This is a genomic window from Pantoea sp. X-Soil-ISGK-421, assembly GCF_059730785.1.
In genome coordinates, this window is the sequence record NZ_AP035979.1 from 2,053,666 (window position 1) to 2,076,180 (window position 22,515).

Consider the following 22,515-nt stretch of genomic DNA (forward strand, 5'->3'; position numbering starts at 1 on the left):
ATTATTTCTATCTGTCTGATTTTGCCGCAAAAACTGGCGCTTATCGTCAAGCATTGCTATAGGTCTAAGCGGTGCTTTCCAGTTATTCACTAAAAAAGCATCTGCTAACAGTCATTTTAACTGCAATTTAAAGGGGTGAAGGATTTTCGTATGTGTTCTTTTTTGCACTGCGCCGCCATCCCGGAAATGACATAACCATATCGAACGATTTTTCAAATCAGGGAGACACTTGCTATGCAAAATGCATCGCTCGCCCGCCGCGCTGGGTTGGCATTGCTCGCGATTGTCGCGGTGATTGCCCTGCTGGTATGGGGGCTGGGGCTGAATACGCTGCGCGATCGCCGGGAAGATTTGATCTACCTCGGGCAGCAGCATCTGTTTTTAGTGTTTTGGTCAATGCTCTTTGCGCTGCTGGTGGGCATTCCCAGCGGTATTTTGTTAAGTCGTCCATTCGCCCGTCGCTGGGCTGAATATGTGATGCAAATCTTTAACGTCGGTAACACCCTACCGCCGTTGGCGGTATTGGCACTGGCGATGGTGATTGTCGGTATTGGCGATCGTCCAGCGCTGATTGCCCTGTTCCTCGCCTCGCTGCTGCCGATTGTGCGCAATACGTTTGCCGGTTTGAGCGCGGTACCGCCGTCACTGATCGAAGCTGCCAACGGTATCGGAATGACGAAGTTTCAGCGTTTGCGTCAGGTGGAAATCCCCAATGCACTGCCGGTGATTCTGGCGGGCGTGCGCATTGCCACCGCGATCAACGTCGGCACCGCGCCATTGGCATTCCTGATCGGCGCCAGTAGCTTTGGCGAGCTGATTTTCCCCGGTATTTACCTTAACGACTTCCCTACGCTAATCCTCGGCGCAGTTGCGACTGCTTTGGTTGCGCTGGTACTCGACATGCTGCTCGCAGCATTGGGACGTTATCTCAGCCCGCACTCTGCGGCTTAACACAAGGAGTTTTGTGATGGCCACTGCCAACAAGCTGGCGCGCTGGGTAAAACATACTGCGCTGGCACTGACCGCGACGCTGGCAATTAGCCACAGCGTCGCTGCTGCAACGCCGATTACCATGGCAACCAAGAGCTTTACCGAGCAGCATATTCTGTCAGCGATGACGGTAATTTGGTTGGAGAAGAAAGGTTTTCAGGTGATCCCGAAGACCAATATCGCCACCACCATTAGCCGTAACGCCATGATCAACAAACAGATTGATATGATGTGGGAGTATACCGGCACCTCGTTGATCATCTTTAATCACATCAATAAGCCGATGTCGACGGAAGACGCTTATAAAACGGTAAAAGCGCTGGATGCGAAATTAGGCTTGGTCTGGCTCAATCCGGCACCCATGAACAATACCTATGCGTTTGCCATGCAACGCGATCGTGCGGACAAAGAAGGCATCAATACCATGTCGCAACTGGTAGCGAAGTTGGAAGAGGTGCGCAAGAACGACCCGGACCACAACTGGAAACTCGGTTTGGATCTGGAGTTCTCGGGTCGCTCAGATGGCCTGAAGCCGTTGCAGAAAGCCTACAACATGCCACTCGATCGTCCGCAGATTCGCCAGATGGATCCCGGCTTAGTCTACAACGCAATTCGCGATGGCTTTGTTGATGCGGGTTTGATCTACACCACGGATGGACGGGTGAAAGGGTTTGAACTCAAAGTGTTAGAAGATGATAAGCACTTCTTCCCGAGTTACAACGTCACGCCTGTGGTGCGTCAGGATGTGCTGGCGAGCCATCCAGGTTTAGATGCGGCACTCAATCAGCTTTCAGCGCTGATTAACGACGAAGCGATCACCGAGATGAACAAGCGTGTCGATATTGATCACCAGTCGCCGCAACAGGTGGCGCGTGATTTCCTTCAATCTAAGAACATGCTGTAAGGAGGCGCTGTGGATACCTTGCATTACATCATGAATAACTGGCACACCTTGATGACGCTGACCTGGCAACATACGTGGCTGGTGCTGGTCGCGGTTGGTTTCGCCATTATCGTTGGCGTGCCGCTGGGCATTTTGATTGTGCGCTTTAAGTGGCTGGCTACGCCGGTGCTCGGCATCGCCACCATTGTACTCACCATTCCGACCATTGCATTGTTCGGCTTGATGATTCCGCTGTTTTCGATGATCGGTCAGGGCATCGGTGCCCTTCCCGCGATTACGGCCGTGTTTCTCTACTCGCTGCTGCCGATTGTGCGTAACACCCACACCGCGCTGGAGAATTTGTCACCGGGCCTGCGTGAAGCGGGTCGCGGCATTGGCATGACCTTTTGGCAACGTTTGCGCTGGGTGGAAATTCCAATGGCACTGCCGGTGATTTTCGGTGGTATTCGTACGGCGGTGGTGATGAACGTAGGTGTAATGGCGATTGCTGCAGTGATTGGTGCCGGCGGTTTGGGCCTGCAACTGCTCGACGGCATCAGCGGCAGCGATGTGCGCATGTTAATTGCCGGCGCCTTAATGATTTGTTTGCTCGCGATTGTGCTTGATTGGCTGCTGCACCGTTTGCAGTCGGCGCTGACTCCTAAGGGGATTCGATAATGATAAAACTGGAAAACCTGACGAAAACCTTTACGCAAAAGAACGGCACGTCACTCAATGCCGTGGATAACGTCAGCCTTGAAGTACCTGCAGGCGAAATGTGCGTGCTGCTCGGCCCTTCTGGCTGTGGCAAAACCACGACGTTGAAGATGATTAACCGCCTGATCCCGTCCTCCAGCGGCAGGATATTGATCAACGGTGAAGATACCAGCGGACAAGACACCGTCACCCTGCGCCGCAATATTGGTTATGTTATCCAGCAGATTGGTCTGTTCCCGAACATGACCATCGAAGAAAACATCACCGTGGTGCCGCGCATGCTGGGCTGGGACAAAAAACGCTGCCGCGAACGCGCCACTGAATTGATGAGCATGGTGGCGCTCGATCCGACCAAGTTCCTGCATCGCTATCCGCGTGAAATGTCCGGCGGTCAACAGCAGCGTATCGGTGTGATTCGCGCGCTGGCTGCTGATCCACCGGTATTGCTGATGGATGAACCTTTTGGCGCGGTCGATCCGATTAACCGTGAAGTGATTCAGAATGAATTCCTTGAGATGCAGCGTCAGTTGAAGAAGACCGTGATGCTGGTCAGCCATGATATCGATGAGGCGCTAAAACTCGGCGATCGCATCGCGGTATTTGGTCAGGGAAAAATTGTACAGTGCGCCAGCCCGGATGAGCTGTTAGCCAAACCGGCGAATGATTTTGTCGGCTCATTTGTTGGTCAGGACCGTACGCTGAAACGGTTGTTGCTGGTGCAGGCCGGCGATGTCACCGATCAACAACCCACCATTACCGTGCAGCGTAATACGCCATTACAGGAAGCCTTTGCGACCATGGATGATAACGATATGCGTTCGGTCACCGTAGTGGACGAAGATGGCAAGCCGCTAGGTTTTGTGAAGCGTCGGGAAGCGCGTGCAGCCACTGGCCGCTGCGAAGAGATGCTGCATACCTTTAAAGTGACGGGTAAAGCGGAAGAGAACCTGCGCGTGGTGCTATCGAAACTGTATGAACACAACACGGTGTGGATGCCAATCGTTGATGAAGAAGGCCGCTACAGTGGTGAGATATCGCAGGACTATATTGCGGACTATCTCAGTTCTGGACGTACGCGCCGGCGGTTGAATCCTTAATTCTTCGAGCAGTCGCCGAGGGGCATATGGCAGATCGTAAAGTCGCCATAAATCATCCCTGAGGCTCAGCCCGCGCCTTCCCTGGCGCGGGATGCTTTACTCCTCTGCCATATGCCCCTCGGCTCATTCATACCGTGCGCTCAGTTAACGCGATTCCTCAGCCGTTTCTGTCCCTATCGCTTCGCTGCGCTCTGAAGGCAGGACGATATTCAACATAATCGCCAGCAGTCCGCCGGTGGTCACCGCATGACCAAATAAATTGCTCACTAGCATGGGGAACTGTTTCAGCACCTCAGGCACCGCTTCGACGCCCAGGCCGATACCAAACGATACGGCAACAATCAGCATTTCACGACGCCCCAGCGGCGTTTGCGTCATAACGCGAATACCGGCCGCGACCACACTACCAAACATCACAATGGTGGCGCCGCCCAGCACCGGCGGTGGAATTTGCTGCAGCAAATAACCAATCGCCGGGAACATGCCGAGCAGCACCAGCATCACGCCGATCACCATGCCGACATAACGACTGGCGACACCCGTCATCTGGATAACGCCATTGTTCTGCGCAAAGGTGGTGTTAGGAAATGCGGAGAAAACGGCGGCGAGTAAGCAGCTGATACCGTCGGCGAAAATACCGCCCTGCATGCGGCGCTCAAATGCTTCGCCTTCAATCGGCTGGCGCGACAACATGCAGTTCGCGGTAAGATCGCCCACCGCTTCAATCACGGCAATCACCGATACCAGTGCGATGGGAATGAAGATGGTCCAGTCAAAAGCAAAACCAAAACGGAACAGCGCTGGCAAGACCAGCCACGGCGTATCCGCCATCGGCTTAAGGCTGAGATGACCGGTAAAGGCCGCCGCGATACAGCCCGCGGCAATACCGGCCACGACGGCAACCAGCCGCGTCCAGCGATTTTGCGAACGGTTAAGTACAATAATGACCAATAGCGTCAAGGCACCCAGCGCCAGATTGCCAGGCGCACCGAAATTGGTGGTGTTATGCCCGCCGGCCCAATCGGTGATGCTAACTTTAATCAGGCTAATACCAATCAACGTGATGACGGTGCCGGTGACGACCGGCGTCAACACTTTACGCAGTGGCGCGATGCAACGACTAATCAACATTGGAATCAGCGCCGCGACCAGGTTGCAGCCAAAAATCATCGCCATGATCTCTTCAGGCGATCCGCCACGCGCTTTTACCATCAGTCCGCCCGACAGAATCACGCCCAGAAAAGCAAAGCTGGTGCCTTGCAGGCAGATCATGCCTGCGCCAATGCCCATAAAGCGGCGTGCCTGCAGGAACGTACCGAGACCAGAAACTAACAGCGACATGCTGATCAGATAAGGGATCCACGCCTGTAATCCCAATACGGAACCAATAATGAGCGGCGGCGTGATGATGCCAACTACGCTGGCCAGCACATGTTGCAATGCGGCACAAAATGCAGGCAATGGACCAATACGGTCATTCAGCCCATACAACAAACCTTTCTCATCTGATTGCGACATACAGGTGCTCCGGCAAGATATTCATCAGAGCAGCTGATGCATGAATCACGCCAGAGGATGGGCTTAAGCAAAATTATCGAGTTAATAAATTGAAAATGAAAGGAAATAATTTAGCTAAGAGGATGGCTGAGCCTGAAATCTTAGGTTCAGCCACTGATCATTTGCTGCTTTTTGTTTCATCAGGCGGCGGGTTTTGCACTGTTGTCGTGCGAAACATTCGTATTGAGCAGCGCAATATTCAGATAGCCGCTCAATTCTCGTTGCTCAGCGCGCGGCAGGTAAGGCAACTCGCCTAATAAAGGTGCGCCCAGTTTTTTGCTAAGAACATCAATAATTTCAGCGTAATGCGCCAGACCGGGATTAATACGGTTTGCCACCCAACCCACCAACTGCAACCCATCCTGAGCAATAGCTTCGGCGGTCAGTAAAGCGTGGCTGATACAACCTTCCTTAATCCCGACAACCAACACAACCGGCAAATTCTCCTGACGCACCCAATGCGATAAAGGCTGCAAGTCATTCATTAAACTGCGCCAGCCGCCGGTGCCTTCCACCACCACGCGAGCGGCGCGCTCCTGCAAATCGTTAAGGCTGCGACTAAGCAATGAATAATCAATGCTTAGCGACGAGCTGGTGCTGATTTCATCCTCTTCCAGAGCGATAGGATTAACGGCGGGATAAGTAAGCGTGAGACCCGAAGCCTGTTGTAACAACAGTGCGTCTTTATTACGTAAGCCTTCAGGTGTGAGTTGCGCGCTTTTGGCGACAGGTTTGAAACCTGCAGCGCATAAATTCGCTTTGGCAAAGCACTGCAATAACGCGCGAGATACCACGGTTTTACCCACCGCGGTGTCGGTACCGGTGACAAAAAGCGTTTTCACCCTTTTCCTCCTTCATTAAAGCGATGTGTAACGTGCGAAGGAGGCAGTTTAAGGAAATGTTTTCACGGGCAGATTGCGTTAGGACAAACTTAAGGTGAGCTTTAATTATCCCTGCAACAGTTTTACCAATAAATGGCCGCTATAGAGCGCATCTTTTATGAGTGCAGCGCCACCAAAGGTGCCAGGATCGCTGAAAGCCGTTGGTGTGAGCTGGATTTCACGGCTGTAAGCAGGCAATGCCTGCTGACGAATGGTACTGCTCACCGCAGGGAAAAGCACATCAGCGGCCTTATTTAGCGGCGAACCGATAAGGATTTGTTGAGGATTAAAGATGTTTACCATCATCGCCAGCATGCGGCCAATATGATGTCCTACGCCAGCAATCACATCGCGAGCCAAGCGATCACCCTGCTGTGCCGCTTCGCATAAGCTTTCGATCGTCAACGGCGTGTGATGCAATAAACTGTCGGGCTGCGACGGCAAACGCTGTGCCGTGAGATTAAGCAAACTTCCGATACTGGCGACGGTTTCCAGACAGCCGTTATTGCCGCAGTAGCATTGCTGGCCGTAAGGATCGATTTGCGTATGGCCTATTTCCACCAGCGTTCGACCATTTTTATGCAGCAATTGTCCGCCGCTGATCACGCCGGCACCGACGGTTTCATCAATCACTATCTGAATCACGTGTTGCGCGCCACTGGATGCGCCAAACAACGCTTCGGCTAACGTCCAGGCAGAAATGTCATGCTGCACAAACACCGGTAAACCGGTGCGCTGCGCCAGGGTTTCTGCCAGCGGCATATCCTGAACGTCGTAACCCGGCATACGATGCACTATGCCAGAAGCGGCGTTGATCAAACCCGGCAAGGTAATGGCGATGGCGGTTAACCGTTCCAGTTTGCTTTGATGGCGAATAAAGAAGTCATTCACCATCTCCTGCAAGGTTTGCAGCAGCGGTTTTTCGGCGGTGGCATGCAGCGGCAAACGATCTTCCTGCAATGCACGGCTGCTGAGATCGCGCAGCGTCAGCGTAATGAATCCGGGCTGAATGCGTACGGCGAGATAGTGCCAGGCGAGAGTGTCGAGGATCAAACCAATCGCTGGGCGACCGCGGCTGCCCGGTTCCTGAAATTCGGTTTCCTGTACCAGATGAGCATCGAGCATTTCACGCACGATTTTGGTAATGCTGGCGGGTGCTAACTGGGCACGTTTAGAAAGCTCAATACGCGAAATCGGGCCGTAAAGGTCAATCAGTCGGTAAACCACACCTGCGTTGGTCTGTTTTATCTGATCAATATGACCAGGTTGACTGTACAGATTCACGCCCTACTCCCATTATTTTCGCGCTTCTAAATAAACAACAGCTATGGTGATGCAGATTGGCTGGGAACGTCAAATATTTGATTAGAAATGTGATTTATCGCACATAAACTTTGCCCCCAACTTAATGCGTTGGGTTAATTCTCCGCGTTTTGCAGCATCAACGACATCATGTTGGTCATTTGCGCCGTTGGTTCTCGCGTCGCCGACCAGACCAACCAAACCTCAGAAATCGCGTCACTCTCCTGTAAAGGGATCCACACCACATCGGCCAGACGCGCCCGACGGAATGACGCCGGCAGAATCGACACGCCCAGCCCTGTTGCCACCAGGCCCAGAATAGTCATCGCCTCGCCCACTTCCTGAGTAATAAAGGGTTTAATTTGATAGCGATGCAGCAGCGCCAGGATTTCACCGTATAACGCGGTGCCACCCTGCGGATCGAAAAACACAAATGGCTCATTGGTTAACGCCTGAATAGAAATCGACTCAGCATCGGCCAGCGGATGCGCCCAATGCACCACCGCACACAGCGGTTCGCGCAGTAATACGCGGTGCTGCAAATCGTTGGGCAGCGGCGTATTGCGCATCACGCCAAGATCCAGTCGATCATCGTGCAAAGGCGCCAGTTGCTGCCGCGTGTTGTTCTCCTGCATCTGAATGTGCACTTCCGGCCAACGCTGGCGGAATTGATACAACGCATCTGAAACCAGGCCGGTAAAGGGAGCTGAGGAGGTAAAGCCAATACGCAACTCACCTTCCTGTCCCGTATGCACGCGCGCAGCGCGACGGGCAGCCTGTTCGACTTGCAGCAAAATGGCTCGCGCGTCCTGTAAAAACAGCGCACCGGCGGGCGTGATTTGTACGCTGCGATTGGTGCGGGTAAACAGCTGCGCGCCAATTTCCTGTTCCAGTTGCTGAATTTGCTGGCTTAACGGCGGCTGCGAAATGTTGAGTCGCTGCGCGGCCCGCCCAAAATGCAGTTCTTCCGCGACGGCAATGAAATAGCGTAAATGGCGCAACTCTACATTCATATTTTAAACGTCTTATTTGAGATTATTAATATATTGTACAACCTATTATCCCTTTCCTACAGTAACGCCATGATTGCTTAAACGAGGATGTTCCGTGAGTCGCTCTTCCCAGGCGGTGATACTCGATGAAGACGAGTTATCCGTAAAGCCTGCTCCAGCTACAACCCCTTCAGAATGGATTGAACGCGGATCGCCGCAGTTTATGCGCGTGACGCTGGCCTTGTTTTCCGCCGGCCTTGCTACTTTCGCCCTGCTCTATTGCGTGCAGCCCATTCTGCCGGTGCTTTCGCAGCAATTTGGCGTTTCCCCGGCGCAAAGCAGCATTTCTCTCTCGTTATCGACCGGCTTAATGGCACTGGGCTTACTGTTTACTGGTCCGCTGTCGGATGCGATTGGGCGTAAATCGGTAATGGTTACCGCGTTAATGCTGGCCGCCATCTGTACCTTGATTTCCGCCACCATGAGCAGCTGGCAAGGGATTTTGCAGATGCGCGCGCTGATTGGGTTATCGCTGAGCGGTGTTGCGGCCGTTGGCATGACTTATCTAAGTGAAGAGATTCATCCGCGCGTCATCGCCTTTTCCATGGGACTGTATATTAGCGGTAACTCGATAGGCGGCATGAGCGGACGCTTGTTAACCGGTGTATTGACCGATTTCTTCTCGTGGCGCGTTGCGGTAGGCGTCATTGGTTGCTTCGCGTTGGCGGGCGCGCTGATGTTCTGGAAAATTTTGCCCGCGTCACGTCATTTCCGTCCGGCCTCATTACGTCCGCGCAGTTTGCTGATCAATTTCCGTCTGCACTGGCGCGATAAAGGTCTGCCGCTGCTGTTTGCTGAAGGCTTTCTGCTGATGGGCGCGTTCGTCACCCTGTTCAACTATATTGGTTATCGCCTGCTAAGCGCGCCGTGGTCGCTGAGCCAGGCGGTGGTGGGTTTGCTCTCGGTGGTCTATCTGACGGGTTCATGGAGTTCCCCGAAAGCGGGTGCGATGACCAGCCGCTTTGGGCGCGCTCCCGTGATGATCGGCGCTACTGCGATTATGCTAGCGGGATTGCTGCTGACAGCGTTTGACTCACTGTGGCTAATTTTGCCCGGCATGATGCTGTTCACCGCCGGATTCTTTGCGGCACACTCTGTTGCCAGCGGCTGGATTGGCCCGCGTGCGCGTCGTGCTAAAGGCCAGGCATCTTCACTCTATCTGTTCAGCTATTACGTTGGCTCCAGCGTGGCGGGTACGTTGGGCGGCGTATTCTGGCACAGTTACGGTTGGATGGGCGTAACCGCATTCATTAGCCTGCTATTATTAATGGCTTTGCTGGTCGGTTGGCGTTTGCAGTGCCGAAAACTGTAATACCTTTCATCTGTTAAACGGGGCTGATGTGCCCCGTTCTCTTCTCTCAATCACGCCATGCGCCGATCTCACAGTCCCAGATAAAACAAAACGTCCATTCATCGCTATAATTCATTCCATTCCAACAATAGTTAGACTTTTATTATTTCACAGCAATGAGGACGTTAGATGGAACGCTATTATTACGTCGATAAGCACGCCGGCTATAACGACAACCATGTAGTACATGCAACGGGTTGCCCGTTCTTGCCCGCCGATGAGGTACGCCGTTTTCTTGGTACTTTTTACACGCCAAATGCCGCCATTCAGCAAGCCCGTAAATTTTATGCCAGCGCGCTGGGCTGCGAGCATTGCTGTCCGGTTAATGTAAAAAAAAACATGACGACTCAAAATAGCGTGGCACTAAAACACATGGTGCGACTCTGATAATCATGATTTGAGAATGGCCATGTGCTTAAGCTCTTTTGTTAAGCACGACTGAGGCGTTACACAATAACAATAAATTTAAATGTAATAATGACTGGACCTTAACGCTGCAAAACCGTCGTTGGGTCCAGTCGCCTCTTTCCCACTGCTATCGCTCTAAGTCACTCTCGCGTTGTAAGCAGAAAGCCTAATAACCTCAGGCTATTAACAACCACTTTCGCGATAAAAAATATTCAGTAATAAAATCCCGACAAACGGTTTCCCTCCGCTCATTAATGCTCCACAATAGCGTAAATTTGTGACTCAGGTCACTTTATGGGGTGCCACCTCGCCCTTTCACTCGCCGTCTGACAGATTTGAAATCCATGCAATCTACTACTGTTTCCCGTAAAACGGCCTGGCTACGCGTTGTATTGCTGGCCATTGCTGCTTTTGTATTTAACACCACAGAATTCGTACCGGTCGGCCTGCTGTCGGATATCGCCGCCAGCTATGACATGAAAACTGCTGACGTCGGCATCATGCTGACTATCTATGCGTGGGTTGTGGCCTTATTGTCGCTGCCGTTGATGTTACTAACCCGCAACATTGAGCGACGCTTGCTGTTAGCGGTGCTCTTCATTGTGTTTGTGGCCAGCCATGTGCTCTCTTCCGTGGCATGGGATTTCACTTCACTGGTTATCTCACGTATCGGTATTGCCTTAGCGCACGCCGTTTTCTGGTCAATTACCGCTTCGCTAGCGATTCGCGTGGCGCCGGCGGGGAAAAAAACGCAGGCACTGAGTATGCTGGCAACCGGTACCGCGCTGGCGATGGTGCTGGGCGTGCCGATTGGTCGTATCGTTGGTCAATATCTTGGCTGGCGCACCACCTTCGGCATGATCGGCCTTTCCGCCCTGGTGTTGATGATCTTGCTAATGCGCATACTGCCGCGTCTGCCGAGCGAGCACACCGGGTCACTGAGCAGCGTGCCGATGCTATTCCGCCGCCCAGCGCTGGTGGCGATGTACATTTTGGTCACGGTAGTGGTGACGGCACATTACACCGCTTACAGCTACATCGAACCCTTTATGCAGATTGTTGCCAATGCCGACGATAATTTCACCACCCTGCTTTTACTGCTGTTTGGATCGGCGGGAATTATCGGCAGCGTGTTGTTTAGTACGCTGGGGAATAAATTTCCTTCGGCGATGCTGATCGCCGCGATTGCGATGATCACGCTATGTATGGGCTTGCTGGTGTTTGCCGCAGTCCGTCCCGCCGCTATCACCGTGTTGTGCATCGTTTGGGGCATGGCAATGATGATGATTGGGTTGGCGATGCAGGTACGTGTTTTAGCGCTGGCACCGGATGCGACAGACGTCGCGATGTCGCTATTTTCGGGTATTTATAACATCGGTATCGGCGCGGGTGCGCTGCTGGGCAACCAGGTCAGTCTGCATATGCAAATGTCTGATGTCGGTAACGTCGGCGGCATCATTGGCCTTGCCGCACTGTTGTGGTGTATCGCTATCTTCCGTCGCTACCCGCAACTCCGTACCAACGGATAACAAAAAAAGGCTTCAGAAGGTGTATCTTCTGAAGCCTTTTAATCACTTCTCACGGAATGCTTCATCGCACTCCGCACCATTCTCTTAGTTATAAATTACTGCTGTGCCATTTAGCTTGTTGTTGCCAGAGGTCGAAGTGATGCGGAAAGACTTTGCTCCGGCAGCATTGGCCTTTTCCGCTAGCTGATTCTCCAGCGAGGTCAGGTTGGTGCTGCCTGATGCGCTAATCACGCCAACTTGTTGTTGATTCAGCGGCGCTGCGTTTACCAGGTCTGCAGCCATGCTACCAAACGCGATTGAAGACAATGCTAATGCGGCCAGGGTCAGTTTGATGCTTTTCATAATTTTGCTCTCTTAAACAGATGAATTGGGGTCGGTCATAATTAAGTTAACAACCGTTAATTAAATGCTACTGCCGAAAGGGTGCGCGCGTCAATCATTTTATTAATGGTCGTTATTTAAATTGAAAGTGGCGTGATTATGGGCTTCGCGGCCCTTTTTGACTTATCCATTTGGGTGCTTTCGTCAGCCAAAAGCACGAACGGATAAAGCCGCACAGGCTCATTTCGCGCTGCGCTTGCATATTTATTTAATGATCGGTAATTTAATTGGGTGTTACTTAGCTTTGAGGTGCCCAATGACAGAAGTTAACGATGTGGTGAACAGGAAAACGCGCGGCCGCCCGAAGGTGTTTGATCGCAACGATGCCCTGGACAAGGCATTGATGTTGTTCTGGGCGCATGGCTATGAAGGCACTTCGTTGTCCGATTTGGTTAACGCAACCGGCGCTAAAGCCCCAACACTTTATGCTGAGTTTGAAAATAAAGAAGGCTTATTCCGTGCGGCGATGCAGCGATATATTGAAACGTTTAGCGCGCAACGTAACGCAGTATTGAATGATGATGTATTAGATGTGAAAACGGCTATTGAAGCTTATTTTCGTGCAACTGCCGCGTGCTTCACCGAATGTGATAAGCCAGCAGGCTGTTTCTTCATTTGTACCTCGAGCGCACTTTCTTCCGCTTCACAAGAAGTGGCGCAAATGCTGGCGCAGCAGCATCATGCGCAGGAATCCGCGTTAAAAGCATTTCTTGATACCCGGCAGCAGCGCGGCGAGTTACCGCAATGTGCCAATAGTGCAATCTTAGCCAGCTATCTGGCGTGCTTACTGCAGGGAATGTCCGTGCGTGCTCGTGAAGGTGCTAATCGCAGCGATCTTGACCAGATCGTGGATACACAAATGGCAATCTGGCCCGCTCTCGCGGGATATTGTGAATTGAGCACCCAATAAAATTCAGGCCGACTTCCCTGTCGGCCTGAATTTATGGCCTCAATACTACGCGTGAGGCGAACGAGCGTTAAGGTAGGAAAAACATCGGTGTTAATGGCGCGCTCACCGGGCTGTTATCCGGGTTAGATGGCATTAAATCCTTCATTGATGCCCACCAGCGCTGACACACTTCTGTTTTTGCTACTGCTTCCCAACGCGCTTCAGACTCAATTTCCACGCTGGCAAACAGCAGATTGCGTTCACCATCCAGCCAGATAGCGTAATTGTGCGCGCCATGCGCCTTCAGCGTCTCAGCCAGCTCCGGCCAAATTGGCGTATGACGGCGCAGATACTCATCGTGGCAGTGTGCATGCACCTGCATCACAAAGGCTTTACGCAACATCGCTGCGTTCCGCCTGCAGAGCCGCTTGCCACGGCTTGACGTTGAAGCGTTCACCCAACGCGATCAGCTGCTCTGTGGTGATGCTTTGACGGATTCCACCCATCGACAGTGCTTTCACCACCACTTCGGAGGATTTCTCCGCAGTGTCGATCAGGCCAAAGGTCTCATCGAGGTTTGGACCCGCGCCAAAGATACCGTGGAACGGCCACATCACAATGCTGTGGTTCGCCATCGCATCAGCCGTGGCCTGACCAATTCCATCAGTGCCTGGCACCATCCATGGCAGAATGCCGACGCCATCCGGGAACACCACCAGACATTCAGTGCTGCCTTCCCACAGCAGGCGTGTGAAGCGTGCGGAATCCAGATCCACCACATAACTCAGCGCCATAAAGTTGGTGGCATGGCAGTGCATAATGACGCGATCAACGCCATTTGAGATCTGTTTGCGCACGCTGTGCGATTGGAAGTGGGCTGCCAGTTCTGATGTTGGCAAGCCACCGTTACTCAACCCCCAATGGATTTTATATGACAAGCCTTTGTCATCCACCTGCAGTAGCGCCAGACAATCGGCCGGGTCGATTTGTACATTGCGGAAAAACTTGCCCGACCCGGTGACCAGGAACCAATCATTGGCCAACGCCGGCGCGGGTTTTGTCAGTTCAATACAGCGCGGCTCTGCATAGAAATCACCGGTGAAATCTTTAACTTCTTCCGGCAGTAAACGTAGGCTGACGTTGCCGCCATTACGTTCATCCCAGCCCTTCAACCACATGTCGCTGGTCGCTTTAACCATTCCCTGAACAAAAGCGGAAGAGAGAATATTTTGCATGGTGTGTCCCTTAACGTTGACGCAGTGTTTGTTGTTCGTAATGACGGACTTCGCTCAGCCAGCTGGCATCAGCAGGGACATCGTGGCGCAGACACCAGGCTTCCCACACCGCTTGCCACGGCAACGATTTTTGTTCTTCCAGCATCGCCAGACGTCCGGTGTAATCCCCTTCGCTCTCAAGCTTGCGTAACTGATCGGTGGGTTCCAGCAGCGCACGCAGCAGCGCTTTTTTGGCATTGCGTGTACCAATTACCCAGGCCGCGATGCGGTTAATAGACGCATCGAAGAAGTCCAGGCCGATATGCACCTTGTCGAACAGTTTGTGACGCGCGATCTCGGTGGCGATGGCTTGTGTTTCATCGTCGAGAATCACCACGTGATCGCTGTCCCAGCGAACCGGACGGCTTACGTGCAGCAGCAGGCGAGGCACATAGAGCATGGCCGTGGAGATTTTGTCGGAAATAACTTCGGTTGGGTGGAAGTGGCCGGCATCCAGAGTCAGTGCGGTCTGGCGGCTGCTGGCATAACCGAGGCAGAATTCATTGGAACCCACGGTGTAGCTTTCCGCACCAATGCCAAACAGTTTGCTCTCAACCGCATCGATATGATGCGCGGGATTGAGTTTTTCACTGATCACGTCATCAAGCGCACTCGCCAGGCGTTGGCGCGGTCCCAGTCGATCGACTGTGAGGTCTTTCATACCGTCCGGCACCCAGATATTCATGACGGATGCGGTGCCCAACTGCTCACCAAAATGTGCTGAGATACGGCGGCTGGCCTTGCAGTGATCGATCCAGAACTGGCGAATGCCTTTGTCGGCATGTGATAGCGTAAAGCCATCCGCGCTCAACGGGTGTGAAAAGCAGCTTGGATTGAAATCAAGGCCTAGCTTATGGGTTTTGGCCCATTCAACCCAGTTGCTGAAGTGTTTCGGTTCAATCGCATCACGATCGACCGGCTTGTCGCTCTCCAGATAAATTGCATGCAAGTTAAGACGTTTTGCACCTGGAATGAGTGACATCGCTTTTTCAACATCAGCGCGCAGCTCATCGGCATTGCGGGCGCGTCCCGGATAGTTGCCAGTGGCCTGAATACCGCCGGTCAGTTCTCCGTTCGGATTTTCAAAACCACGCACGTCATCGCCTTGCCAGCAGTGCATCGAGACCGGAATGCCATCCAGCTGCGCCATTACCTGTTCCACATCCACGCCAATTGCGGCGTAGCGTTGTTTGGCCAGTTCGAAGGCCTGTTCAATCAGCTTAGTCATATGCAAGTTCCTTAGCAGGTTGGCTTAGCGCCGCAAAGCGTGCCTGATGGGCAGCAAAGGCGCTGTTGTTCAACGGTTCAAATTTTTCTAACGGGAAGTTTTGGCTAATGCAGCGTCGTAGATCGCTAACGTCACGCAGTTCGCCCAAGGCGATTAACTGGCAGCCGACGTTACCGAGCGTCGAGGCTTCAATCGGTCCTGCCAATACCGGCAGTTGACAGGCATCAGCACATAATTGATTTAACAGCGGATTCTGACTGCCACCGCCCACCACATGCAGTTGGCGCAGCGGCGCGGCGCGCAGTTGACCGAGTTCACCCATCACCTGGCGATACAGCAAGGCCAAACTGTCAAAAATGGTGCGCGCCAGCGCGGCAGGCGTCTGCGGAATGGGCATATTCTGTTCGGCGCAAGCGTTTTGAATCTCCTGAACCATGCTGTCTGGATTGATAAAACGGCTGTGGTTCGGGTTTATAAGCGCATTACAGGCAATTTCCTGTGCCGCTTCTGCTATCAACGCGCAGAGATCGGTAATTTGCAGCTCGGTGCAGACACGTTGCAGCAGCCACAATCCCATGATGTTTTTGAGAACGCGATAGCCTTCTGCCCCACCTTCATTGGTAATGTTGGCTTTAAGCGCGGCAGTGCTGACGCAGGGTTGCAGGCTCTCAATCCCCATTAGCGACCAGGTCCCAGAGCTGAGATAAGCGGCATCATCCTGCATTAAGGGGGTTGCTAAAACGGCGCTCGCGGTGTCGTGCGTGGCAACCGCGATGACCGGAATGTTGTTGCCGCTGGCGCTGGTCCAGTAACCTACCGTATTGCCCGGTGAGGTCGGTTTGCCGAACCATTTTGCGGGTACACCTGCCCAGGCGAGCAAATCACTGTCCCATTCACCGCTATGGATATTAAGCAGCTGGGTGGTGGTAGCGTTGGTGTATTCCCAGTTCATCTGGCCAGTAAGGCGATAATGCAGATAGTCTGGAATCATCAGCGCATACTGCACCTGCGCCTGCCAATCTGGTTGCTGTTGATGGAGGGCGTGCAATTGATAAAGCGTGTTGAAAGGCAAGAATTGAATGCCGGTGCGCTGATAGATAGCACCTTTGCCGAGGTCGTTAATGGCCTGAGCCATGTGTCCTTCTGTGCGCTTGTCGCGATAGCTCACCGCTTCGCCGACACGCTCGCCGTTAGCATCCAGTAAGACCAAATCGACGCCCCAGGTATCGATGCCGATACTGTCCGGCAAAATGCCTTCATCATCTAGCTGGGCCAGCCCCAAACGAATTTCCTGCTCCAGCCGGTCTAAATCCCAACAATCATAATCTGCACGGCGCACGCGCTGATTGGTGAAGCGACGAACTTCACGCAGGCTGATCTGCTGATTCGCTGAACTCCATTGTGCGAGCATCACGCGCCCGCTGGATGCGCCTAAATCAATGGCAACAATGTTACGCATACTCATGGCGTGTTCTTCCTGTGATGAGATGGCTACAGATTAGAAATCTCTGCTTTTAGCCACCTTCCCCTAACTGCCAGTGCGTAATAGTCGCTGGCAGACTGACAAAGAAGTTCGTGAGAAAGCTCACAGAACCACACAAGGAGAGAGTTGTGAGCCTTGCCGCATTTCCGTTAAACGCTGGTGAGATCTTGAAAAATTAGCCATTTTCCTGCGTCACTAAGGTGAAAATTCAAGGTAAGGTGCTTGGCGCCTGCGTAGACTCGGCAACGGTAAAGTTAATCAAGAGGCGAATCATGACCGTTCTACATAGCGCAGATTTCTTCCCTGAAGGGAATTACGCCATCGCCATTGAACCGCGTGTGCCGCAGCAGGCATTCCCCGAGCACCATCATGATTTCCATGAAATTGTGTTGGTTGAACAAGGTTCAGGTATTCATGTGTTTAACGGTCAGCCGCAAGCCTTATCTGCGGGATGCGTGTGCTTCGTACGCGATCACGATCGCCACCTATATGAACAAACGGAAAATTTGTGTCTGACCAATGTGTTGTATCGCAGTCCGTCAGCATTCCGTTTTCTTTCGGGTTTGCAGGATCTATTGCCGCGCGAAGAACAGGACCATTACGCTTCGCACTGGCGCATTAATCACAAAGTGATGGCGCAGGCGCTGCAAATCGTTACGCAGATGAAGCAGCATGAGTTGTGGTCACTGGAACGTCACGCACGTCAGGAGCAGCTTTTTCTGCAACTGCTGGTGTTGTTGCGCGAAGCGGCTCACAACGATCAATCTCAGGATCAGGAAGCACGCTTGCATCGGTTGCTCGACTGGCTCAATGAGCACTACAGTGAAGAGATTGTGTGGGATGCATTAGCCGATCGTTTTTCATTGTCGCTGCGCACCCTGCACCGCCAGATGAAGCAGCAAACCGGCAATACACCGCAGCGTTACCTTAATCGGCTTCGCCTGTTACAGGCGCGGCATTTACTGCGCCATAGCGATATGCGCATAACAGACATCGCCTATCAGTGTGGATTTGGTGACAGTAACCACTTTTCCACGCTGTTCAGGCGAGAATTTGGCTGCGCGCCCAGAGCGGAGCGCCAGCAGATGCTATAACTGGAGCGTTTCCTCATGTCGCTGATTTTAACGCGCGAAGACTATTTCCCGGCCACCAATTTGCCGATTGCGGTGGCCGAGCGTATGCCGCAACCCTCCTTCCCTCCGCACCGCCATGAATTTAGTGAAATCGTTATCGTCTGGCGTGGCAACGGTCTGCATGTATTAAACGATCGTCCATGGTTGATTACCTGCGGCGACGTTTTTTACCTTCACGATAACGACTGCCACAGCTACGACAGCGTCAACGATTTGGCGCTGGATAACATTCTTTACTGTCGTGATCGTTTCCGTCTTAGCCTCGACTGGAGCCAATTATTGCCACCGCAAGAAGATGATTCGCCAGGCTGCTGGCGTTTGACCACGCGCGGCATGGCGTTGGCGCGTGGCGTGATTAGCCAGTTGGAGCGCGAAAGCCGCAAAAGTGATTCGTTATCAATCCAACTCTCCGAAGCGCTGTTTTTGCAACTTGCGCTAATTTTACGCCGTCACGGTTATGCGGCCGATCGACCCTGGGCATTGCCTGAAGGTGAGCAGCTGGATCTGCTGATGTCGGCGCTGCAAGGCGCCATCAGCCGTCCATTCGATTTGGCCGTATTTTGCCAACAGAATCAGTTGAGCGAGCGGGCGTTAAAACAACTGTTTCGCCAGCAAACCGGCATGACCGTGGGGCATTATTTGCGGCAGTTACAGCTGTGCCAGGCTAAGTATTTACTACGCACGCAGGATTGCTTAATCAGTGAAGTGGCCGCACGTTGTGGCTTTGATGACAGTAACTATTTTTCGGTGGTGTTTACGCGGGAAACCGGGTTGACACCCAGTGCGTGGCGGCAGCGTTTCCTGCCGCATCGTGAACCCTCAACTGAAAAGGTCAAAGCCTGACGCACAGCAGCAGCGCCAGGCTTTTCATCAGGCCGCCATGCCTAATCCAACGATATTGGCGGCAATGATGATTACCACACAACCCAGAGAAAGAACGCGTACCGGACGTTGACCCGCCGACTTCCACTCTTTCATCACCAGGCCAACCAAACCACCGCACAGCACGTAAAGGCTCATATGCAGCATCCAGCTGATGAAATCATACTGTGCCGGGATTTTGGCGTGTCCCCAGGCATAGAAGAAGAACTGCAAATACCACATGGTGCCGCCTAGCACGGCAAAGGCGATATTGGCGAGTAACATCGGTTTGGCAACCGAGAAATCACGACGTACAGAGAGGTCGCTTTTCACTGCCAGGCGGATAAAGCAATAAGCCAGATTGACTAACGCGCCACCACCCATGATCACCACATAGCTTGGTAAGGCGACATAAAGTGAATTGATACCGAGATTCGCGGCGGCTTCATGCATGGGCTTTGCAGCATCCATCGCAAACGACATGCCCGCTGAGAAGATGCCGCACATTACGGCTAATATCAGCCCCTTCTTTAGGTTGAACTCTTCGGCATTGATGCCGAGCGCGCGCTCTTTGAGCAAACCGGCACGCGAAACAATTCCCACACCAATCAACGCGACAAATACGCCGAGCAGTGTCATACGTCCGCCTGGCGAGCTGAACAGCTCAACAAAGCGGCCCTGCAGCAGCGGTGTCATTAAGGTTCCCACCACCAAGGTGATACCAATGGCGATACCAATCCCCATCGACATGCCCAGGTAGCGCATGGTCAAACCATAGTTAATGTTACCGATGCCCCACATGGCACCAAACAGAAACACCGGCATCAGTTGAGAGAAGCTAAAGCTGCCGTAATACGCCCAGAAGTTAGGCAGTAACACCGCACTGACGGCCCAAGGCAAAATCAGCCACGACATGACGCCGCCCACCGACCACATCGTTTCCCAAGACCACTTTTTCACCTGCTTAAATGGAGCATAAAAACAGGCGGCACTGGCGGCACCCACCAGATGCCAGAAAATACCTGCAATAATGGCACTGTTCATTGTTATTCCTTCGTAAGGTTGAGGCCAACAGGAAACCGGCGGTTTCCCGATTACCGGCAGTCTACGGTGGGCAGCTTTTCATCAGCCTTTGAATGGCTGCCGGAAAGCGGAGGTTGCTGGCAAAATTCGGTGGGTCATCAACATAAGGATCACAAAATCGCATTTGCAGGCAGGTCACACGTTAATTTTTATAAGTGTCTTATTATTCAGCCTATTTTTCTAATATGTTGTGTCGATCAGCACAGTTTTTGATTCACTGCCACTGCAACAGTTAACATGGCAGTTACACAAAGCCGTCTGTCAGCCTTTCCCCGCAGGCATTAAATCCGTATAACGTTGGGAAAATCATCAGGACGAAGGATTGAGATGAATACCAAAAGATTGCGGCTTTTGCTGTCACAATCGGTGAGCCGTGTGATGCTGGATGACATCCGCGCTATCGTGCCAGCGCACGCGCTGAACGTCTTTATCAATGGATTAGATGAGGCACATTACGCCACGCTGGATTGCGTGCAGAGCGAAGAGAATTGCGCTCTGCTCGCTTCGGTGATTGTGGTCTGGCGACAGCTGGGTCATGTCCACGCCATTCATTATCAGAAAGGTGAGCATCTCCGTCAGGTTGACGATGCAACCCAATTCCAATTGTTCAGTATGATGAAAACCCATCGCGCGATCGTGCAGATCGCTTAACTCTCGGGATGACTATGAAAATCGGACTGCTTTTCCCTATTGCCATCATCATCGCTGGCGTCAGTTTTCTGGTGTGGTTTATTGCCAGCGGCGCGGCGATGCCAGGTTCCTGACAAGAAATTAACAATCACTTTTTTTTGGTTAACCCGCTGAAAGCGCGGCATTTCGCCAGGAATGCTGCGTCTATCGTGCTGTTCTTCCCTTCTTTGCCATCCCTCCGACCGCTTTGGCAATAGCAAAAAGGTGCAACACCCTGATCTGTTTCACTCTGCACTTCACAAATCTTTAACGAAACCGATCGCGGAGAACCTGCATATGACAACACACCATCAACATTATATAAATGGCGCGTTTGTTGCCGATCACAATGACAAGTGGATAGAAGTGATTAACCCGGCGACCGAAGCGTTACTGTCACGCGTGCCGGAAGGCAGTAAACGCGATGCCGCGCTGGCGATTGATGCCGCAGAGGTGGCGCAGCCGGAATGGGAGGCCTTACCTGCGGTTGAACGCGGCAACTGGCTGCGCAAAATTGCTGTCGCTATTCGTCAGCGTGAACCGGAATTAACCGCCACGATCGTTGCTGAAGGAGGCAAAACTCAGGGCCTGGCGCAAACCGAAGTCATGTTTACCGCCGATTATCTCGAATACATGGCCGAATGGGCACGCCGCTACGATGGCGAAATCGTGAACAGCGATCGTCCCAACGAAAATATCTTCGTGTTCAGGAAAGCGATTGGCGTTACCACCGGTATTCTGCCGTGGAACTTCCCCTTCTTCCTGATTGCGCGCAAAGCCGCACCAGCGCTGGTAACCGGCAATACCATCGTCATTAAACCCAGTGAACTGACGCCCAACAATGCAGCGATATTCGCACAAATTATTGATGACATTGGCCTGCCTAAGGGCGTGATCAACATTGTTTATGGTTATGGTCCTGAGATTGGTCAGGAGCTGGCAGGCAACCCGAAGGTCGGTCTGGTGAGCCTCACCGGCAGCGTCAACGCCGGTATTGCCACCATGGAAGCCGCTGCGAAAAATGTGACCAAAGTGTCACTGGAGCTAGGCGGCAAAGCGCCGGCTATCGTGATGGATGACGCCGATCTTGATCTGGCGGTCAAAGCCATCGTCAGCTCCCGTGTGATCAACACTGGACAAGTGTGTAACTGTGCTGAGCGCGTTTACGTGCAGGAAGGCATTTACGATCGTTTTATCAGCGCGCTGACCACCGCCATGCAGCAGGTGAAGTTTGGTAATCCGGCAGAACAGAATGATATCGATATGGGCCCGTTGATCACTGCGGCCGCATTGGAACGCGTTGAGCAGAAAGTGGCGAACGCCGTCGCGGATGGCGGAAAAGTGGTATTGGGCGGCAAGCGTGCTGGCGGCAAAGGCTTCTATTTTGAGCCAACGATCATCACGGGCGTGCGTCAGGATATGGAGATCATGCAGCAGGAGATTTTTGGCCCGGTTCTGCCGGTGATGACGTTTAAAACCCTTGATGAAGCCGTAGCGCTGGCAAATGACTGCGAATACGGTCTGACCTCATCGATTTACACCCAGAACCTCAACACCGCGATGGTGGCACTGCGCAAGTTGAAGTTTGGCGAAACCTACATTAATCGCGAGAACTTCGAGGCGATGCAAGGTTTCCATGCTGGCTGGCGAAAATCAGGCATTGGTGGTGCCGACGGCCGTCACGGTTTAGACGAGTTCTTACAGACGCACGTGGCCTACTTGCAGTTTTCGTAAGGTGGAAAATCCA

General features: G+C 52.7%; 23 protein-coding genes. 13 read left to right on the forward strand and 10 right to left on the reverse strand.

Annotated elements, in window-relative coordinates; genetic code table 11:
* Positions 1 to 234 precede the first annotated feature (234 nt).
* From AC6I8K_RS09575 to osmV, 4 genes are read left to right on the forward strand one after another with little or no spacing between them, the layout of a single operon-like run.
* Positions 235 to 951: an ABC transporter permease gene (locus AC6I8K_RS09575; protein WP_064738717.1), complete on the forward strand. Its 717-nt coding sequence runs from the start codon at positions 235 to 237 to the stop codon at positions 949 to 951.
* A gap of 16 nt (positions 952 to 967) precedes the next feature.
* Complete coding sequence (locus AC6I8K_RS09580; RefSeq protein ID WP_497826620.1) at positions 968 to 1,894, forward strand: glycine betaine ABC transporter substrate-binding protein; 927 nt, start codon at positions 968 to 970, stop codon at positions 1,892 to 1,894.
* A gap of 9 nt (positions 1,895 to 1,903) precedes the next feature.
* Positions 1,904 to 2,551, forward strand: a complete 648-nt coding sequence (gene osmW / locus AC6I8K_RS09585; protein ID WP_064738719.1) for an osmoprotectant ABC transporter permease OsmW — start codon at positions 1,904 to 1,906, stop codon at positions 2,549 to 2,551.
* The gene (gene osmV, locus AC6I8K_RS09590) at positions 2,551 to 3,687 is read left to right on the forward strand and encodes an osmoprotectant ABC transporter ATP-binding protein OsmV (RefSeq protein ID WP_064738720.1); all 1,137 of its coding nucleotides are present in this window, start codon (positions 2,551 to 2,553) and stop codon (positions 3,685 to 3,687) included. The genes osmW and osmV overlap by 1 nt, the downstream gene beginning before the upstream one ends.
* Positions 3,688 to 3,831: 144 nt before the next feature.
* On the opposite strand, the gene AC6I8K_RS09595 is transcribed toward osmV, so the two are convergent.
* From AC6I8K_RS09595 to AC6I8K_RS09610, 4 genes are all read right to left on the reverse strand, one after another.
* Complete coding sequence (locus tag AC6I8K_RS09595; RefSeq protein WP_497826621.1) at positions 3,832 to 5,205, reverse strand: nucleobase:cation symporter-2 family protein; 1,374 nt, start codon at positions 5,203 to 5,205, stop codon at positions 3,832 to 3,834.
* Between the two features lie 179 nt (positions 5,206 to 5,384).
* On the reverse strand, positions 5,385 to 6,086 hold the full coding sequence (gene bioD, locus AC6I8K_RS09600) for a dethiobiotin synthase (RefSeq protein WP_483817422.1): 702 nt from the start codon (positions 6,084 to 6,086) through the stop codon (positions 5,385 to 5,387).
* Positions 6,087 to 6,191: 105 nt separating this feature from the next.
* The gene (gene mlc, locus AC6I8K_RS09605; protein WP_483817423.1) at positions 6,192 to 7,409 is read right to left on the reverse strand and encodes a sugar metabolism global transcriptional regulator Mlc; all 1,218 of its coding nucleotides are present in this window, start codon (positions 7,407 to 7,409) and stop codon (positions 6,192 to 6,194) included.
* 134 nt (positions 7,410 to 7,543) lie between these two features.
* Positions 7,544 to 8,440, reverse strand: coding sequence for a LysR family transcriptional regulator (locus AC6I8K_RS09610; RefSeq protein ID WP_064738724.1), 897 nt, complete (start codon positions 8,438 to 8,440; stop codon positions 7,544 to 7,546).
* 94 nt (positions 8,441 to 8,534) lie between these two features.
* Between AC6I8K_RS09610 and ynfM the strand changes: the two genes are divergently transcribed.
* The 3 genes from ynfM (at position 8,535) to AC6I8K_RS09625 (ending at position 11,767) form a co-directional block, all read left to right on the forward strand.
* The gene (gene ynfM / locus AC6I8K_RS09615) at positions 8,535 to 9,791 is read left to right on the forward strand and encodes a multidrug efflux MFS transporter YnfM/SxtP(Kp) (protein ID WP_497826622.1); all 1,257 of its coding nucleotides are present in this window, start codon (positions 8,535 to 8,537) and stop codon (positions 9,789 to 9,791) included.
* A 168-nt stretch (positions 9,792 to 9,959) separates the two neighbouring features.
* Positions 9,960 to 10,217, forward strand: coding sequence for a hypothetical protein (locus AC6I8K_RS09620; protein WP_064738726.1), 258 nt, complete (start codon positions 9,960 to 9,962; stop codon positions 10,215 to 10,217).
* A 365-nt stretch (positions 10,218 to 10,582) separates the two neighbouring features.
* Entirely contained in the window at positions 10,583 to 11,767 is a 1,185-nt protein-coding gene (locus AC6I8K_RS09625) for a sugar transporter (RefSeq protein ID WP_064738727.1), read from the forward strand.
* 84 nt (positions 11,768 to 11,851) lie between these two features.
* Here AC6I8K_RS09625 and bhsA read toward each other — a convergent pair whose 3' ends face one another.
* The gene (gene bhsA, locus AC6I8K_RS09630; protein WP_064738728.1) at positions 11,852 to 12,109 is read right to left on the reverse strand and encodes a multiple stress resistance protein BhsA; all 258 of its coding nucleotides are present in this window, start codon (positions 12,107 to 12,109) and stop codon (positions 11,852 to 11,854) included.
* A gap of 295 nt (positions 12,110 to 12,404) precedes the next feature.
* Between bhsA and AC6I8K_RS09635 the strand changes: the two genes are divergently transcribed.
* The gene (locus AC6I8K_RS09635) at positions 12,405 to 13,058 is read left to right on the forward strand and encodes a TetR/AcrR family transcriptional regulator (protein WP_497827237.1); all 654 of its coding nucleotides are present in this window, start codon (positions 12,405 to 12,407) and stop codon (positions 13,056 to 13,058) included.
* A gap of 67 nt (positions 13,059 to 13,125) precedes the next feature.
* On the opposite strand, the gene rhaM is transcribed toward AC6I8K_RS09635, so the two are convergent.
* Genes rhaM through rhaB form a run of 4 tightly spaced genes read right to left on the reverse strand, consistent with a single transcriptional unit; the run spans position 13,126 to position 17,004 of the window.
* Positions 13,126 to 13,440 (reverse strand): L-rhamnose mutarotase, encoded by a 315-nt coding sequence (gene rhaM, locus AC6I8K_RS09640; RefSeq protein ID WP_497826623.1) that lies wholly within the window; start codon positions 13,438 to 13,440, stop codon positions 13,126 to 13,128.
* Positions 13,430 to 14,272, reverse strand: coding sequence for a rhamnulose-1-phosphate aldolase (gene rhaD / locus AC6I8K_RS09645; RefSeq protein ID WP_064738731.1), 843 nt, complete (start codon positions 14,270 to 14,272; stop codon positions 13,430 to 13,432). Before rhaD ends, rhaM begins: the two co-directional genes overlap by 11 nt.
* A gap of 10 nt (positions 14,273 to 14,282) precedes the next feature.
* Positions 14,283 to 15,539: an L-rhamnose isomerase gene (locus AC6I8K_RS09650; RefSeq protein ID WP_064738732.1), complete on the reverse strand. Its 1,257-nt coding sequence runs from the start codon at positions 15,537 to 15,539 to the stop codon at positions 14,283 to 14,285.
* Positions 15,532 to 17,004: a rhamnulokinase gene (rhaB, locus tag AC6I8K_RS09655; protein WP_497826624.1), complete on the reverse strand. Its 1,473-nt coding sequence runs from the start codon at positions 17,002 to 17,004 to the stop codon at positions 15,532 to 15,534. Before rhaB ends, AC6I8K_RS09650 begins: the two co-directional genes overlap by 8 nt.
* 290 nt (positions 17,005 to 17,294) lie before the next feature.
* On the opposite strand from rhaB, the gene rhaS reads away from it, so the two are divergent.
* Both rhaS and rhaR read left to right on the forward strand, forming a co-directional pair.
* Positions 17,295 to 18,116 carry an HTH-type transcriptional activator RhaS gene (gene rhaS, locus AC6I8K_RS09660; RefSeq protein WP_064738734.1) on the forward strand — a complete coding sequence of 274 codons (822 nt, stop codon included), beginning with the start codon at positions 17,295 to 17,297 and terminating at the stop codon, positions 18,114 to 18,116.
* Positions 18,117 to 18,131: 15 nt separating this feature from the next.
* On the forward strand, positions 18,132 to 18,998 hold the full coding sequence (gene rhaR / locus AC6I8K_RS09665; RefSeq protein ID WP_497826625.1) for an HTH-type transcriptional activator RhaR: 867 nt from the start codon (positions 18,132 to 18,134) through the stop codon (positions 18,996 to 18,998).
* A 27-nt stretch (positions 18,999 to 19,025) separates the two neighbouring features.
* Here the strand turns inward: rhaR and rhaT are convergent, their stop codons facing one another.
* Positions 19,026 to 20,060 (reverse strand): L-rhamnose/proton symporter RhaT, encoded by a 1,035-nt coding sequence (gene rhaT, locus AC6I8K_RS09670; protein WP_497826626.1) that lies wholly within the window; start codon positions 20,058 to 20,060, stop codon positions 19,026 to 19,028.
* A gap of 366 nt (positions 20,061 to 20,426) precedes the next feature.
* Between rhaT and AC6I8K_RS09675 the strand changes: the two genes are divergently transcribed.
* From AC6I8K_RS09675 to aldA, 3 genes are all read left to right on the forward strand, one after another.
* Complete coding sequence (locus AC6I8K_RS09675) at positions 20,427 to 20,750, forward strand: hypothetical protein (RefSeq protein ID WP_064738737.1); 324 nt, start codon at positions 20,427 to 20,429, stop codon at positions 20,748 to 20,750.
* Positions 20,751 to 20,764: 14 nt separating this feature from the next.
* Entirely contained in the window at positions 20,765 to 20,863 is a 99-nt protein-coding gene (locus AC6I8K_RS09680) for a YoaK family small membrane protein (protein WP_155726380.1), read from the forward strand.
* A gap of 202 nt (positions 20,864 to 21,065) precedes the next feature.
* Positions 21,066 to 22,502 carry an aldehyde dehydrogenase gene (aldA, locus tag AC6I8K_RS09685; protein WP_497826627.1) on the forward strand — a complete coding sequence of 479 codons (1,437 nt, stop codon included), beginning with the start codon at positions 21,066 to 21,068 and terminating at the stop codon, positions 22,500 to 22,502.
* Positions 22,503 to 22,515 lie beyond the last annotated feature (13 nt).